At 68.9% G+C, this 14,436-nt stretch carries 13 protein-coding genes; 5 read left to right on the top strand and 8 right to left on the bottom strand.

What is annotated here, in order from left to right:
• Positions 1 to 661: 661 nt before the first annotated feature.
• The 3 genes from J3476_RS22150 to guaB form a co-directional block, all read right to left on the bottom strand.
• Complete coding sequence (locus J3476_RS22150) at positions 662 to 2,398, bottom strand: GMC oxidoreductase (RefSeq protein WP_207068500.1); 1,737 nt, start codon at positions 2,396 to 2,398, stop codon at positions 662 to 664.
• Between the two features lie 81 nt (positions 2,399 to 2,479).
• Entirely contained in the window at positions 2,480 to 3,607 is a 1,128-nt protein-coding gene (locus J3476_RS22145) for a GuaB3 family IMP dehydrogenase-related protein (protein WP_207068516.1), read from the bottom strand.
• Between the two features lie 20 nt (positions 3,608 to 3,627).
• A complete protein-coding gene (guaB, locus tag J3476_RS22140) occupies positions 3,628 to 5,184 on the bottom strand; it encodes an IMP dehydrogenase (protein WP_207068499.1) in 1,557 nt (518 codons plus the stop codon).
• A gap of 164 nt (positions 5,185 to 5,348) precedes the next feature.
• On the opposite strand from guaB, the gene J3476_RS22135 reads away from it, so the two are divergent.
• On the top strand, positions 5,349 to 5,753 hold the full coding sequence (locus J3476_RS22135; protein ID WP_152515842.1) for a DUF5319 domain-containing protein: 405 nt from the start codon (positions 5,349 to 5,351) through the stop codon (positions 5,751 to 5,753).
• Between the two features lie 31 nt (positions 5,754 to 5,784).
• Here J3476_RS22135 and J3476_RS22130 read toward each other — a convergent pair whose 3' ends face one another.
• The 3 genes from J3476_RS22130 to J3476_RS22120 form a co-directional block, all read right to left on the bottom strand.
• Positions 5,785 to 7,008, bottom strand: a complete 1,224-nt coding sequence (locus tag J3476_RS22130) for an anti-sigma-D factor RsdA (RefSeq protein WP_207068498.1) — start codon at positions 7,006 to 7,008, stop codon at positions 5,785 to 5,787.
• On the bottom strand, positions 7,001 to 7,579 hold the full coding sequence (locus J3476_RS22125) for a sigma-70 family RNA polymerase sigma factor (protein WP_152515840.1): 579 nt from the start codon (positions 7,577 to 7,579) through the stop codon (positions 7,001 to 7,003). The genes J3476_RS22130 and J3476_RS22125 overlap by 8 nt, the downstream gene beginning before the upstream one ends.
• A 130-nt stretch (positions 7,580 to 7,709) precedes the next feature.
• Entirely contained in the window at positions 7,710 to 8,513 is an 804-nt protein-coding gene (locus J3476_RS22120; protein ID WP_207068497.1) for a hypothetical protein, read from the bottom strand.
• A gap of 394 nt (positions 8,514 to 8,907) precedes the next feature.
• Here J3476_RS22120 and J3476_RS22115 point away from each other — a divergent pair, with 394 nt between their 5' ends.
• Positions 8,908 to 9,198: a WhiB family transcriptional regulator gene (locus J3476_RS22115; protein ID WP_152515838.1), complete on the top strand. Its 291-nt coding sequence runs from the start codon at positions 8,908 to 8,910 to the stop codon at positions 9,196 to 9,198.
• A gap of 75 nt (positions 9,199 to 9,273) precedes the next feature.
• On the opposite strand, the gene J3476_RS22110 is transcribed toward J3476_RS22115, so the two are convergent.
• Both J3476_RS22110 and J3476_RS22105 read right to left on the bottom strand, forming a co-directional pair.
• Positions 9,274 to 9,765 (bottom strand): hypothetical protein, encoded by a 492-nt coding sequence (locus J3476_RS22110; protein ID WP_207068496.1) that lies wholly within the window; start codon positions 9,763 to 9,765, stop codon positions 9,274 to 9,276.
• Positions 9,766 to 9,797: 32 nt separating this feature from the next.
• On the bottom strand, positions 9,798 to 10,373 hold the full coding sequence (locus J3476_RS22105) for a hypothetical protein (RefSeq protein WP_286183533.1): 576 nt from the start codon (positions 10,371 to 10,373) through the stop codon (positions 9,798 to 9,800).
• A gap of 103 nt (positions 10,374 to 10,476) precedes the next feature.
• Between J3476_RS22105 and J3476_RS22100 the strand changes: the two genes are divergently transcribed.
• Genes J3476_RS22100 through J3476_RS22090 form a run of 3 tightly spaced genes read left to right on the top strand, consistent with a single transcriptional unit; the run spans position 10,477 to position 14,434 of the window.
• The gene (locus J3476_RS22100; RefSeq protein WP_207068494.1) at positions 10,477 to 13,260 is read left to right on the top strand and encodes a response regulator; all 2,784 of its coding nucleotides are present in this window, start codon (positions 10,477 to 10,479) and stop codon (positions 13,258 to 13,260) included.
• The gene (locus J3476_RS22095; RefSeq protein WP_207068493.1) at positions 13,260 to 13,796 is read left to right on the top strand and encodes a heme NO-binding domain-containing protein; all 537 of its coding nucleotides are present in this window, start codon (positions 13,260 to 13,262) and stop codon (positions 13,794 to 13,796) included. Before J3476_RS22100 ends, J3476_RS22095 begins: the two co-directional genes overlap by 1 nt.
• Complete coding sequence (locus tag J3476_RS22090) at positions 13,793 to 14,434, top strand: histidine kinase dimerization/phospho-acceptor domain-containing protein (protein ID WP_207068492.1); 642 nt, start codon at positions 13,793 to 13,795, stop codon at positions 14,432 to 14,434. The genes J3476_RS22095 and J3476_RS22090 overlap by 4 nt, the downstream gene beginning before the upstream one ends.
• Positions 14,435 to 14,436 lie beyond the last annotated feature (2 nt).

Raw genomic sequence — 14,436 nt, 5'->3', positions numbered from 1 at the left:
CCTGCGCCGCCGCTTCGACCTGACTGTGCGCTCGGACGTCTACGAGGTGAAGCTCGACGACGAGTACTTGATGTCGAGCCTGTTCACTGTCGCCGAGCGCGAGTTGGCTCGGCTCGGACTCGCACGAACGCCGGGCGCGGAACTCGACGTCCTGGTAGGCGGGCTAGGCCTCGGCTATACCGCTTGGGAAGCGTTGCAATGCGATCGCATTCGATCTCTCACGGTGGTCGAGTACTCGCAGTCGGTCATCGAATGGCACGAACGGGGCCTGCTGCCGGACACTTCGGCGTTGCGCACCGATGGCCGGGTGGGCATGCGGTGCGCGAACTTCTTCTCCGTCCTGGCCGACGGGTCGGGCTTCGACCCCGCCGCCCCGGGACGCCGCTATGACGCGATCCTGCTGGACATCGACCATTCGCCCCGCCACCTGCTCGACGACTCCCACGGCTGGTTCTACTCGCCCGACGGTCTGCGGGCCGCATTGACCCTCATGGCTGCCAACGCGACTTTCGCCATGTGGTCCGACGACGCCCGGACGACGAATTCTGCTCGATGCTCGAAGAGGTGTTCGCCGACGTGGACGCGTGGCGGATCTGGTTCCCCAATCCACTCACCGGAGGCCGCTCCGGCGCAACGGTTTACCTCGCCAGCCAGCCGGACGCTACCCCGCCGAGCTGACCGGCTCGATCGGCAGGTTGCGCAGCGCCGCGGGAGCCTCGGCCGGCACCACCGGATGCGCGGGGGCGATCGGCGTCAGCCGCCGGTACGCCTCCCCCTGCGCGGGCCGTAGGTCCTGCTCGCCCTTGTTCGGCCACAACGCTGCCGCCCGTTCGGCCTGGGCGGTGATCGACAGTGACGGGTTGACACCGAGATTCGCCGAGATGGCCGCACCGTCGACGACTGACAGCGTCGGGTAGTGGTACACCCGGTGATACGGGTCGATCACGCCGTGGTCGGCATTGTCACCGATCGCCGCGCCCCCGAGGAAGTGCGCGGTGAGCGGGATGTTGAACAACTCCCCCCACGTGCCGCCCGCGACCCCGTCGATCTTCTCGGCGATGCGGCGGGTCACCTCGTTGCCGACCGGGATCCAGGACGGGTTGGGTTCGCCGTGGCCCTGTCTGCTCGAGTAGCGGCGGATGCCGAACCGGTTGCGCTTGGTGAAGGTGGTGATCGAGTTGTCGAGATGCTGCATCACCAGCGCGATGACGGTGCGCTCGCTCCACCGGCGCGGGTTGAGCATCCGCAGCATTCCCCGCGGATCCGCGGCCGCGAGCTGCAGCAGCTGCCGCCACCGCGGCACGTCGGTGCCCAGCGGGCCGGCGCCGTCGGTCATCAGCGTCTGCAGCAGGCCCATCGCATTGGAGCCCTTGCCGTAGCGGCACGGTTCGACATGGGTGTCGGCGGTGGGATGGATGGACGACGTGATCGCCACGCCGTGGGTCAGATCCATGTCCGGGGAGACCTCGAGGCGTCCGGCGCCGACGATCGACTCCGAGTTGGTCCGCGTCAGCACCCCGAGACGGTCCGACAGCTGCGGCAACCGGCCGGTGTCGCGCATCTTGAACAGCAGCCGCTGGGTGCCGTAGGTGCCCGCCGCCAGCACCACGTGCGTCGCGGTCACGGTGCGCTTGCCGCGTCGCAGCTTGCTGCCGGTGCGCACGGTGCGCACCTCCCACAGGTCGTCGGGGCGCTGGCGGAAGTCGGTGACGGTGCTCATCGCCCGGACGTGGGCGCCGGCTTTCTCGGCCAGGCCGAGGTAGTTCTTCAGCAGCGTGTTCTTCGCTCCGTAGCGGCACCCCGTCATGCAGGATCCGCATTCGATGCAGCCGGTGCGCGCCGGACCTGCCCCGCCGAAGTACGGGTCGGGCACGGTCTTGCCGGGCGTCTTCTCTCCGTCGTTGCCGAAGAACACGCCCACCGGGGTCGGCACCCAGGTGTCGCCGACGCCCATGTCGTCGGCGACCTGCTGCATGATCTTGTCGGCGTCGGTGACCGTCGGGTTGGTGACCACGCCGAGCATCCGCTGGGCCTGGTCGTAGTGGGGCATCAGCTCGCCGCGCCAGTCGGTGATGTCTTTCCACTGCGGGTCGTTGAAGAACGGCTCCGGTGGCACGTACAGCGTGTTGGCATAGTTCAGCGACCCGCCGCCGACGCCGGCGCCGGCCAGGATCATGACGTTGCGCAGCAGGTGGATGCGCTGGATGCCGAAGCAACCCAGCGCCGGCGCCCACAGGAACTTGCGCAGATTCCACGACGTCTTGGCGAAGTCGTCGTCCTCGTAGCGCCGTCCGGCCTCGATCACCAGCACCCGGTAGCCCTTCTCGGTGAGCCGCAACGCGGTCACGCTGCCACCGAATCCGGAACCGATGATCACGACGTCGTAGTCAGGCTGCATCCGCCCAGTATGGACCTACCAACGGGTAGATTTCTAGACAGGGAAGCCTAATTTGTAAAGCAGGGTCGTTCGAGCCCGCATTCAGCTGCCGACCGCCAGCCCCACCTTCTGGAACTCCTTGAGGTCGCAGTAGCCCGCCTTGGCCATCGACCGGCGCAAGCCGCCGACCAGGTTCAACGCCCCGAACGGATCATCCGACGGGCCGGTGAGCACCTGCTCGAGAGACGGGCGCTCGCCCGCGGCGACCTGAAGCAGCGCTCCGCGCGGCAGCGACGGGTGCGCGGCCGCGGCGGGCCAGAACCATCCCCCGCCCTGCGCCTCGGCCGCCGAGGCCAGCGGTGTCCCGAGTAGCACGGCGTCGGCGCCGCAGGCGATGGCCTTGGCCAGATCGCCGGAGGTGTGGATGTCCCCGTCGGCGAGCACGTGCACGTAGCGCCCACCCGTCTCGTCGAGGTACTCGCGGCGCGCAGCGGCGGCATCGGCGATCGCGGTCGCCATGGGCACGCTGATGCCCAGCACCTCGTCGGAGGTCGTCACCCCCATCGTCGAGCCGTAGCCGACGATGACGCCGGCCGCCCCGGTGCGCATCAGATGCAGGGCGGTGCGGTGGTCGAGCACCCCGCCGGCCACCACCGGCATGTCGAGTTCGGAGATGAACGTCTTCAGGTTCAGCGGCTCGCCGTCCTGGGCCACGCGCTCGGCGGAGATGATCGTGCCCTGGATGACGAGCAGGTCCAGCCCTGCGCTGGCCAGCGCTGGGGTCAGCGCCCGCGCGTTCTGCGGGCTGACCCGCACCGCGGTGGTGATCCCGGCCTCGCGGATGCGGGCGACCGCCGCCCCGAGCAGATCGGGATCCAAAGGCGCCGAGTGCAATTGCTGCAAAAGCCGGATCGAGACGGCCGGGTCGGGCTCCTTCTCGGCGGCCTCGACGACCTGGGCGATGCGGGCGTCGACGTCGGCGTGCCGGCCGATCAGCCCCTCGCCGTTGAGCACCCCCAGCCCGCCGAGACGGCCCAGTTCGATCGCGAACTCGACGCTGACCAACGCATCGGTGGGGTGCGCGACCACCGGGATGTCGAATCGGTACGCGTCGAGCTGCCACGCCGTCGACACGTCCTTCGACGACCGGGTGCGCCGGGACGGCACGATGTTGATGTCGTGGAGCTCGTAGGTCCGGCGGGCGTTGCGGCCCATGCCGATCTCGACCATGTCGCGCATGCGGAGGTCCTCTAGCGGGTGGTGTAGTTGGGGGCTTCCACGGTCATCGTGATGTCGTGGGGGTGGCTCTCTTTCAGCCCGGCCGCGGTGATCTGCACGAACTGAGCCTGTTGCAGCTGCTCGATGGTCGCCGCACCGGTGTAACCCATCGCGGCGCGCAGTCCGCCGGTCAGCTGGTGGATGACCGTCGAGAGCGGCCCCCGGTACGGTACCCGGCCCTCGATGCCCTCGGGCACCAGCTTGTCCTCGGAGAGCACGTCGTCCTGGAAATAGCGGTCCTTGGAGTAGGACACCCTGGCCCCGCCTCCTCCGCCCGACCGGCCCTGCATCGCGCCCAGCGAACCCATGCCGCGGTAGCTCTTGAACTGCTTGCCGTTCACCAGGATCAGGTCACCCGGCGACTCGGCGGTGCCCGCCAGCAGCGACCCCAGCATCGCGGTCGAGGCCCCCGCCGCCAGCGCCTTGGCAATGTCACCCGAATACTGCAGACCGCCGTCGGCGATGACCGGCACGCCGTGCGGGGCGCACGCCGCGACCGCCTCCAGAATCGCGGTGATCTGCGGTGCACCCACTCCGGCGACGACGCGGGTGGTGCAGATGGAGCCGGGCCCGACGCCCACCTTGACCGCGTCGGCGCCGGCGTCGACCAGCGCGGCGGCCGCGGCACGGGTGGCGACATTGCCGCCGACCACCTCGACCCGGTCGCCGACCACGGTCTTGAGGCGGCGCACCATGTCGAGCACACCCCGGTTGTGGGCATGCGCGGTGTCCACCACGAGGACGTCGACCCCGGCGTCGGCCAGCGTCATCGCGCGGGTCCAGGCATCCTCACCGACGCCGACCGCGGCACCGACCAGCAGCCGGCCGTCACTGTCCTTGGTGGCCAGCGGGAACTGCTCGGTCTTGACGAAGTCCTTGACGGTGATCAGCCCGGTCAGCCTGCCGTGCCCGTCGACGATCGGCAGCTTCTCGATCTTGTTGCGGCGCAACAACCCCAGCGCGGCTTCGGCCGACACCCCCTCCTGGGCGGTGATCAGCGGAGCCTTCGTCATCACCTCCGAGACCGGCTTGGACTGGTCGACCTCGAAGCGCATGTCACGGTTGGTGATGATGCCCACCAGCGCGCCGCGGTCGTCCACGACCGGCAGCCCCGAGATGCGGAACCGCGCGCACATGGCGTCGACCTCGGCGAGCGTGTTGTCGGGCGAACACGTCACCGGATCGGTGACCATTCCCGCCTCGGACCGCTTGACGGTCTCGACCGCACCGGCCTGCTCGGCGACCGGCAGGTTGCGGTGCAGCACGCCCATCCCGCCGGCGCGGGCCATCGCGATCGCCATCCGCGCCTCGGTGACGGTGTCCATCGCCGAGCTCACCAGCGGCACCTTCAGCCGGATCCTGCGGGTGAGCTGACTCGACGTGTCGGCCGTGGCCGGAATCACATCGGATGCCGCCGGCAACAGCAGCACGTCGTCGAACGTCAGCCCGAGCATCGCGACCTTCGTGGGATCGTCGCCCCCGGTCGGCACGGGCACGGCGATCGGGACGCTGCTTTCGGCGATCGACATAGATGAAGCCTCCAGTGACAAAGATGCAGCTAGGCGAGAGACCCGCCCTGAAGACCACATCCTATCGGCATCGTGTGTCACACCCGAAGTTGCTGCGCGAGTCCCTCCGCGACGTGCCGCCGGAGCGCTGGCGCGATCCCAGGGGTGCTGCGTAGTCTGGAAACGTGCGAGACCACCTGCCCCCAGGACTGCCTCCCGACCCGTTCGCCGACGACCCGAGCGACCCGTCGGCAGCGCTGGACGCCCTGGAGCCGGGACAACCGCTCGATCCGCAGGAGCGGATCGCGGTCGAGGCCGATCTGGCCGATCTGGCCGTGTATGAAGCATTGCTCGCGCACAAGGGAATTCGCGGTCTCGTGGTCTGCTGTGACGAATGCCAGCAGGACCACTACCACGACTGGGACATGCTGCGGGCGAACCTGCTGCAGCTGCTCGTCGACGGCACGGTCCGGCCCCACGAACCCGCCTACGATCCCGAGCCCGACGCCTATGTCACGTGGGACTACTGCCGTGGTTACGCCGACGCCTCGCTCAACGAAGCCGCGTCGGAGTCCGACGGCTATCGCTGAGAGCTGAACTCCTCGGCGGGGCCGCCTGCGGCTAGTTCGGCTCGTCGGGCACGATCGGCGCCACCGGAAGCACTGTCGTCGTGGTCACCGGGGGCACTGCGGGCGTCGATGCAGGCTCTTCGACCTCTTCCTCCGCCGCAGACGGTGCCGCGGCCGTCGTCGTCGCCGTGCCACTCGGCGTCACCGACGGTGTCCCACTCGGCGCGGCCGACGATGCTGTGGCGGCCACCGACGACGAGGCCCGCGTGACGACCGACGTCGACGTGGACTGTCCCGCAGAGGAGGGGGCGGCCGACGGGGTGGTCGTTGTCGCCGACGGCGCCGTGGTGGTGGCCCGCGGCGTCCCCGACGTGGAGGTCGATGTCGACGTCGACGGAGCGCTCGACGTCGTCGCCGACGGAGAAGTCGCCTCCTCCTGTTCCGAAGTGCTCGGCGCCGTCGTCCCGGAGGTCGGGGAACTCGTCGTTCCCGACGGTGCCGTCGTCTCCGAGGTCGGAGCAGTCGTCTCTGTCCCCGAGGTTCCCGAGGTTTCGGAGGTTCCCGAGGTTCCCGAGGTTCCCGAGGTTCCCGAGGTTTCTGAGGCCGGCGTCAACGGGTCGAGCACCACGGCGGGCAACTCCGGGAAGGTCGGCAGCGGCGCGCCCGGCGGGACCGTCGCGGCGGCGTCCTGTGCCTCCACCTTGACGGTGAGCTCCTGCCACTGACTCACCAGTTCCTCTTTGCGCTCGACGTCCCCGACGGTCGCGACCGTGGTGGTGACCGCCTCCAGCTTGGCCTGCGCAGCCTGCCAGTCACCCTGGTCGATGAGCTGCTGGACCTCTTGCATCTCAGTCTGGGCGGCCAGGATCACCGCGTCGTCGCGCGGGGCAGCCTGCTCACCGAACAGCATGGTGCGCAGCCCGTACAGCGCGTCACCGGGGCCTGCGCCGGCGATGACGGCGCCGAACCCGCCCAGGCACAGCACCGCGGCGGCGGCCGAACCGACCACCGCGAGCGACAGGCGCCGGCGTCTGCTCGACGAACCGGCGCGCTCCAGCGCCTGCGCCGCCTGCTGCGGCGTCACCCTGACCGAGGTCGGAGTCTCGCGGATGTCGTCGCGCCAGCCGGCCAGCAGATCGGCCAGCTCCGCCTCGCCCTGATCGGCGGCGTACACCGGGCCCCCCGACGCCAGCGCGTCGAGGAACTGATCGCTGCGGTTGATGTCGCTCAGGGACGGATCACCGCCGTTGGCGTTCCAGCGTCCGAAGTCAGGCATGGTCACGCCCCGCCGCCGTCAGCTCGGCCTTCAGTTTCGCCAACGCGCGATGCTGGGCGACGCGCACGGCGCCCGGAGTGCTGCCGACCGTTTCCGCGGTCTCTTCTGCGCTCATCCCGACGACGACGCGCAGGATCAGGATCTCGCGCTGCTTCTCGGGCAAGGTCTGCAACAGGACGGCCATCCGGGCCGACGATTCGGAGTCGATCGCCAGCTGCTCGGGGCTGGCGTCGTTCGAGGACCGTTCCGGAACGACGTCCATCGGGTCAGCCCGATTGCGTCCGGCGGCACGATGCGCGTCAGCGACCTTGTGTGCAGCGATGCCGTAGACGAAGGCCAGGAAGGGTCGTCCCTGATCCTTGTAGCGCGGCAGCGCCGTGATGGCGGCCAAGCACACCTCCTGTGCAACGTCATCAGCTGACAGACCGCTGCGTTCCGTGGTCCCCACCCGAGCCCGGCAATACCGGACAACGATGGGGCGGATGGTCGCCAGCACTTCCTGAAGGGCATCTCGATCGCCTGCCACGGCCTTGGCAACGACAGCATCGAGACGTTCTCCCGAAAATGTCATCGTGGCCGATATCTCCAGCGTTACGTGCGGGACACATCCCGTTGGTGGGAGGTGATGCTGCCTGGCGGCAGAAGCCCGCCTCGGGGCGTGGCTCAGCTAAACAATAACTATTGACGTGGGCCCAACCCGCTTACCGTGGACGCCACACGCCGCCCCATCTGGTCACGATTGCGACGCAGTCGTCCCGAATGCCCCGGATCTGAGCTGGTGAGTGCGTCTGACTCCCGATGTCGGCGAGCAAGCCGGCCACCGCCCATCGCAGCGGAATCAGACCGGCCTGCCCGGCACCGGCGAGCGCTTCGTCGGCCCGGCGGCTCGCGGCGGCCGTCTCGCCCCGACAGCACAGGGCGGCAGCCAGGACGACCGTCGACTTGACGCGGTGCCGGACCGAGCCGAGGTCGTCGGCGAGGGCCAGCGCGGTGTCGGCGTGGGCGACCGCGTCCGGACCTTCACCCCGCACCATGGCCAGCTCCGCCGACACCCAGGCGTGCCGAACCGGAAGCCGCGGCGCGCCGGCGTCGTCCACCAGCCGGGATGCGCGGGCCAGCGCACACGCCGAGGCCGCGAACCGGCCGACCCCCAGTGCGTCGGCGGCCAGTCCGATGAACGCGTCGGCGCCGCTCTGGGCGTCCTCACCCGCGAGGGCCAGTGCCTGACCGTCCAGCGGGCGCGCCCGATCATGCCAGCCGAGTTGGCGGTGAAAGGACGCTCTGGTGCTGAGCCCCAGCGCACGAAGCGTGCCGGCGTCGGCGAGGCGGTCGAGCTGCTCGAGGTCGGCCAGCGCGCAGCTGTAGCGACCCTGCCCGGCCGAGGCGACGGCGCGGAGCCACAACTCGGATGCCGTCACCGCTCGAGGCAGCGGCCACATCCCGGGGTTGCTGCCGAACGCGACGTCGGTCAGAACGGCAACATTCGACCCGGTGCCGATACTCATCGAAAGGCGAGGCTACCGATTCGGATGGTTTTTGAGAATTGCGTCAGTTAACAGTTGATTGATCGCGTGTTACCGATATGTCAACTGCCTACTCGGCCGCCTTGAATACCCGAGCGGTACGGCGCCGACTGATCAGCACAAACGGTGCGACAGCCATACCCGGTTCACGCGCGACTAGCACCGAACTCGCTGCGCACGGGTCACGACGATGAACGGAATGTAAATTCTGCGCCCGCCGATATGCGGTTCCGCACATACCCAGAGTATTGACGCGAATTCCGAAGCCCTTCTACGTTGTGTGCACGAGTGGTCATCGGCGACTGTGCTCGGATCTGTTCCACGACTCACGCATCCAGTGAGCAGCGAAATGGGTGTGTAGAGAGGGGTATTCGAAATGCCACAGCCGCAGCAGTTACCCGGTCCGAACGCCGACATCTGGGATTGGCAGATGCAAGGGCTTTGCCGGGGCGTCGATTCCGCGATGTTCTTCCATCCCGACGGAGAGCGCGGCCGGGCCCGCGCTCAGCGTGAGATGCGCGCCAAGGAGATGTGCCGGCGTTGCCCGGTCATCACCCAGTGCCGCACTCATGCGCTGGCAGTCGGCGAGCCGTACGGCATCTGGGGCGGCCTGTCGGAGTCCGAGCGCGAACTGCTCCTCAAGCGCGGCATCCGCCGTACCGCCTGAACCGTCCCTTCACCCGAAGTGTCGCGACACCCCGGCCGGTCTTTGCCGCCGGGGTGTCGTCGCGTCCAGATGTGTCTAGCGGTGCCCGAGATCGACGGCGACCTGGTCGCCGAGCGCTTCGCGGGCGACCATCTCCTGAGCGCGTAAGCCCTCGAAGTCTCTCCTGGCGTCCGGCTGACCGCCGTCCGCTGCCCGGATCTGGATGTCCAGCGCGCGCATCGTGCGCACGATGTCGCGCCAGGTCTTCATCCGCTCGAGCACCTTGTCCGAACCGAACGCGCGCACCAGGGCCTCGGTGTGGGCCTGCTCGGCCAGCGGGGGCAGCTCAGGGACCGGCCGAGGCGGGTCGCTGTCGAGTACCGGCCAGGCCAGCTGCGCCCAGTGCCCCACCCGCTCGGCGACATCGAGGAGGCCGACGTAGGCGTTCTCCAGCCGCTGCTGCTGGCGCGCTTCGGTAGCCAGCCGGCGTTCGTGCGCCAGTCCTCTGTTGGCGGTGAGCCACGTCCCGACGATGCCCGCCACGCCGACGGTGGCCGTCGCGACGTGGGGCACCCACTCCCATGCCATGGTTGGAGATCATGTCAGGCCGCCGCTCCGGATCACCGGTGATGTGGCCCCGGCATCATCCCGCCCGGCCCCATCAGGTCCTGCATCATCGCGGGCATCCCGTCTCGCACGAACCCACTGACCTCCGCCGCATGGTCCCGAATAGCCTGCACCAACACCGGGTCCCCGGCGGTCTCCTCGACGATCACCCCGGTAGAGGTGAACGTCAGCGTGCGTTGGTAGTCCGCGGCATGACGGAACAGCGTGGGCAGGCTCGAGCTCAGGCACGACACCTCGCGGCCCTCAGCCAGGCGGGAGTACATGGATGAGACGTGCGCCTGCAGCTGCGCAGCGAGTTCAGGGACGTCCGACTCGGTGGTGGTGCGCACACCGCCGGGGATCGCGTCGACGGACCGGTTGATCTGAGTGTGCCGCCGGAACATGTCCATGTAGGCCCGCATGTCGACCGGGCCGACACCCATGCCCCCGCCGGGCCCCTGGGTCAGGCGGATCCCGTCCAGGCCCGGCCCGCCGACGATCCGTCGCGCACAGCCGATGCCCACCGCACTTCCCGCCGCGAGGGCGCCCAGGGCGGTGAGCGCAACGCGACGCGTGATCGGGGTGGCCATGACCATCGAGTGTGCCGTCAGATGCCGGGCTTCACTAGGGACTTTGGGCCCGCGAGCGACCAGTGCCGAGTACGCTCCAATCGCTGAGGGGTGGGTGATTCGGGTGGCTGAAACCGACGCTGACGTGCCTTTGGTGTGGTGGATTCGCGGCGCCGTCGCGCTGGTGTTCGCTCTGATACTGCTCGACCTCCTCGACCGGACCACCGGCATCGAACTGCTGGCGCAGATTCACCCCGACTGGCCGGCGATGGCTCCGTGGAGTTCCGGGCTGCTGGCCGCGCTCGGCACAGCCGTGTGGCTGCAGTCGGGACGGCCGACCCCGCGCACAGTGCGGGTCGGGCGCGGCCTGGCGGTGGTGGCCGGCGCGCTCGCGGTCGTCTTGCTCGGGCGGGATCTGCTGCAGCAGACGGGCCCCGCGAGCCCGGCCGCGCAGACCGCGTTGTCCGTTGCCGCACTCGCCGCGGCGGTGGCGCTGCTGGAACAGGACGGGCGTTGGGTCGCCCGGGCCTGGTCGGTGAGCGTTGTGGCGGCCGGGGCATTGCCGCTCGTTGCGCTGGTGACCTACCTGCTCGATGCCGCGCAGATGCTCAGTGGATCGCCGGTGGTCGGTATGAACGCCACCACGGCGGTCGCGCTCGCGCTTCTCGTCGACGCGACCATGGCTTCACGTCCGGACCGCCAGCCGGTGGCCTGGCTGGTGGCCCGGCCCGACCGCAGGATGCTGGTGCGGCTGGTGCTGACGTTCGCGCTGGTACCGATCTGGGTCGCCATCTGGCGCCTGATCCTGCTGCAGTTCGGCCTTCGCGGCAACGAAGTGTGGGTTCTGTCGGTCACGATGGCCACCCTCATTCTCGGTATCCCCTTCTTCCTCATCAGCCGCCGGGTCCACCGGATGATGGGCGACCAGTTGGCCCAGAGCCGTGCCCGTGAGGAGGCCGAGCGGCACCGGGCTCAAGCAGTGGAGCGGTATCGGATACTCGCCGACAACGCCGTCGACATCGTCGCTCACCTGCGGGGCACCGTTCCCACCTGGGTCTCCCCGTCCATCGAGGCGGCGTTCGGCTGGCCCGCGGAGGTCTGGACGGGCGCGGACTTCGTGCCCCGGATTCACCCGGACGATCTCGAGGACGTGTTCGCCGCGCTGGGCAGGATCGCCGACGGCAAGGCAGCGGTGGAACGATTCCGGATCGCGACCGCCGACGGCGGATACCGGTGGGTCGAAGGACACGGCAAGCCCTACACCGATGTCGAAGGCGGTGTGGACGGCGTCATCGTCTCGCTTCGGGTCATCGACACTCAGGTGGAGGTGGAACTGGAGCTGCAACGGGCTCTCGACTATGCGATCGGGTTGGCCGGTCAGAAATCTGACTACGTGGCGACGGTGAGCCACGAGATCCGCTCCCCGATCCACGCCATCCTCGGCTTCGCCGAACTGCTGGAGCATCAGCTCAGCGCTGAGGGCCGCAACGAAGCCGCCGAGTGGTCGCGCCGGATCCGGATGGAAGCCGAACGTCTCACCCGCCTGGTCGCGGATCTGCTCGATTTGTCACGCCTGGACGCCGGGCGCACCACGATCGCGGCCGAGCCGTTTCCGCTCCGCGAGATGGTCGACGAGGTCATCGAGATGTCGCGGCTCAAGGCCGAAGCGAAGGGCCTGCAACTCGGCGTCTCCGTCGACCCCACCATCTCGAACTGGCGGACCGGAGATGCGGACAGACTGCACCAGGTGCTGCGCAACCTGGTGTCGAACGCCAAGAAATTCACCCGCGAAGGCCGGGTCGATCTCGAGGTCTCCGGTGTCGACGAGACGAGCACAGATCTGATCCGGTTCGCCGTCACCGACACCGGCCCCGGGATCCCGGGCGAGGACATCGCGCGAATCATGGAGCCCTTCGCCCAGGTGCGGGGCTCCGACGCCGAGCGCGGCAGCGGGCTGGGGCTGGCCATCTCCGACAGGCTCGTCAAAGCCATGGGCGGTGACGGTCTTCAGGTCGCCAGCCTCGAAGGCCACGGCTCGACCTTTCACTTCACCCTGCCGCTGCCGGAGGCGAAACCGCCGGAGCCGAGGTCGGTCTCGGCGCCGGCCGCCGGCGAAAACACCACGCGCAAGCTGATTCTGGTCGTCGACGACAATCCGACGAACCGGCTGCTGGTCGAGACGCAGCTGCAGAAGCTCGGCTACGACTGTGTGTCCGCCGCCGACGGACACGAGGCGCTGCAACGACTCGATACGCAACGCTTCGACGTGGTGCTGATGGACTGCAACATGCCGGTCATGGACGGATACGAGACGACCCGCCGTATCCGGGCCGCCGAGCGCAGCACCGGCGCGCACATCCCGATCCTGGCGCTGACGGCATCGACGGTCGGTTCCAACCGGGACGCGTGCGAACGGGCGGGAATGGACGGTTTCCTGGGCAAGCCGCTTCTGTCGTCCACCCTTGCCGCGGAGATCAGCCGCTTCGTCGGTGCGGGTCGCCCACAGGACGCGACGGGCAGGCCGGACACCAACGGTCAGCTGGAGAACACAACGGACGCGAAGATCCTCGACGAGGCGCGGATCGACCGCATGATCGAGGAGCTCGGCACCGAGCCACTGCAGAAGGTCGTCGCGGCCTTCGTGGCCGAAATGCCGCGCCGGCTCGCGGAGCTGCGTCACGTTGCCGCCGACCGCGACGCGGATGCGGTGCGGCGCAGTGCCCATGCCATCCGATCCCCGAGCGTGATGCTCGGTGCAGTGGCGCTGGCCGAACGGCTCAGAGCCGTCGAGGATTCAGCCGACCCGGTCGCTGAGATGTCGGAGACCGGGCTCGAGGACCTGGTGGATGCCTCGATCGCGTGCCTGCAGGCGCGACTCGGGCGGCTTGTCAACCAAGGAGGATCGTGATGAAGGGTGTCCTGCTCAACGCGGTCGAGGAGGCGGTGTCGGCGCGCTGGGGTGAGCAGATGTGGGATGAGCTGCTGACCGCGTGTGACCTGGAAGGGGCCTACACGGCTCTGGGAAACTACCCCGACGCCGAGCTGGTTGCTCTGGCGCATGCCGCGGCGGACCGGCTCGGGTGTTCGGTCGACGACGTCCAACGCACGCTCGGGCGGCTCACCTTCAAGCCGCTGATGGCCCGCTACGCCGGTTTTCCCGAGGCGCCGACCTCGCTGCGTGAGTTTCTGCCGAAGGTCAACGCCGTGATCCACCCCGAGGTCCTCAAGCTCTATCCCGGAGCGAGCGTGCCCCGCTTCGCGCTGCGCGACAACGGTGACGAACTCGAATTGGACTACCTGTCGGTACGCGACATGTGCATGCTCGCCGAGGGGCTGGTGATGGGGGTCGCGGACTTCTACGGTGAAGCGGTGGTGGTCGACCAGCCCAGCTGCCGTCAGCGTGGGGATTCCCGCTGCACCATCCGCATCAAGGCCGCCGGTTGAGCGAACCCGAGGATCACGCCGCGACCGTCGCGCGCCTCGAGCGCCGGCTGGCCCGCGAGAAGTCGGCCCGACATCAGGCCGAGGCGATCGCCGAGCGAGTCGCGTCTGAGCGCTGGGAGCTGCGCCAGCAGCTGGAAGAGAAGCTCGCCCTGCGGACCTCGGAGTTGGAGGCGGCGCGCCGAGCGGCATCCGAGGCGGTGACTGACAGCGAGCGGCGCCTGGCCGCACTGACCCATGATCTGCGCACACCGCTGACAGCGCTCTTCTTCATGGCCGAATCACTTTCCGAGGAAACATCTCTGAGTGCGCAGCAGCTCGCCGAACTGCGAAACCTCCTCGCGCAGATGCGCGGGGCCCTCGATGTCGCCGCAGCCGCCGCCGGAACCGACGGGGCGCGAGAGCGCGTACCGCTGGCCGATCTCGTGGCGGCGTGCGAGGGTGGCTGGCATCAGCTGGCGGCGCGGTCGGGCAAGTTGTTGATCCTGCACAGCGACGCCCCACCCGGGCAGGTGTACCCCGGCAGCCCAGACGAGTTCGATCGCCAGGTTCTCCTTCTGATCCGTGAGCGGCTGAACGGAGACGACCCGGTCATCGACGTGCATCTCGCCGTCGGACCGGCCGGCCTCGAACTACGGTGACG

It is taken from the genome of Mycobacterium sp. PO1 (genome assembly GCF_017312405.1).
Taxonomy (GTDB): Bacteria; Actinomycetota; Actinomycetes; order Mycobacteriales; family Mycobacteriaceae; genus Mycobacterium.
Note: the sequence above shows the minus strand (reverse complement) of the source record. Positions and strands in the feature narration are given on the sequence as shown.

What these genes read in the sequence shown, in the direction of transcription:
- J3476_RS22120 (WP_207068497.1), bottom strand. Translation starts at nt 8,513, where the DNA reads ATGAGTATCGGCACCGGGTCGAATGTTGCCGTTCTGACCGACGTCGCG.
- J3476_RS22110 (WP_207068496.1), bottom strand. Translation starts at nt 9,765, where the DNA reads ATGGCATGGGAGTGGGTGCCCCACGTCGCGACGGCCACCGTCGGCGTG.
- J3476_RS22095 (WP_207068493.1), top strand. Translation starts at nt 13,260, where the DNA reads ATGAAGGGTGTCCTGCTCAACGCGGTCGAGGAGGCGGTGTCGGCGCGC.
- J3476_RS22105 (WP_286183533.1), bottom strand. Translation starts at nt 10,373, where the DNA reads ATGGCCACCCCGATCACGCGTCGCGTTGCGCTCACCGCCCTGGGCGCC.
- J3476_RS22115 (WP_152515838.1), top strand. Translation starts at nt 8,908, where the DNA reads ATGCCACAGCCGCAGCAGTTACCCGGTCCGAACGCCGACATCTGGGAT.
- J3476_RS22125 (WP_152515840.1), bottom strand. Translation starts at nt 7,579, where the DNA reads ATGACATTTTCGGGAGAACGTCTCGATGCTGTCGTTGCCAAGGCCGTG.
- J3476_RS22150 (WP_207068500.1), bottom strand. Translation starts at nt 2,398, where the DNA reads ATGCAGCCTGACTACGACGTCGTGATCATCGGTTCCGGATTCGGTGGC.
- J3476_RS22145 (WP_207068516.1), bottom strand. Translation starts at nt 3,607, where the DNA reads ATGGTCGAGATCGGCATGGGCCGCAACGCCCGCCGGACCTACGAGCTC.
- guaB (WP_207068499.1), bottom strand. Translation starts at nt 5,184, where the DNA reads ATGTCGATCGCCGAAAGCAGCGTCCCGATCGCCGTGCCCGTGCCGACC.
- J3476_RS22130 (WP_207068498.1), bottom strand. Translation starts at nt 7,008, where the DNA reads ATGCCTGACTTCGGACGCTGGAACGCCAACGGCGGTGATCCGTCCCTG.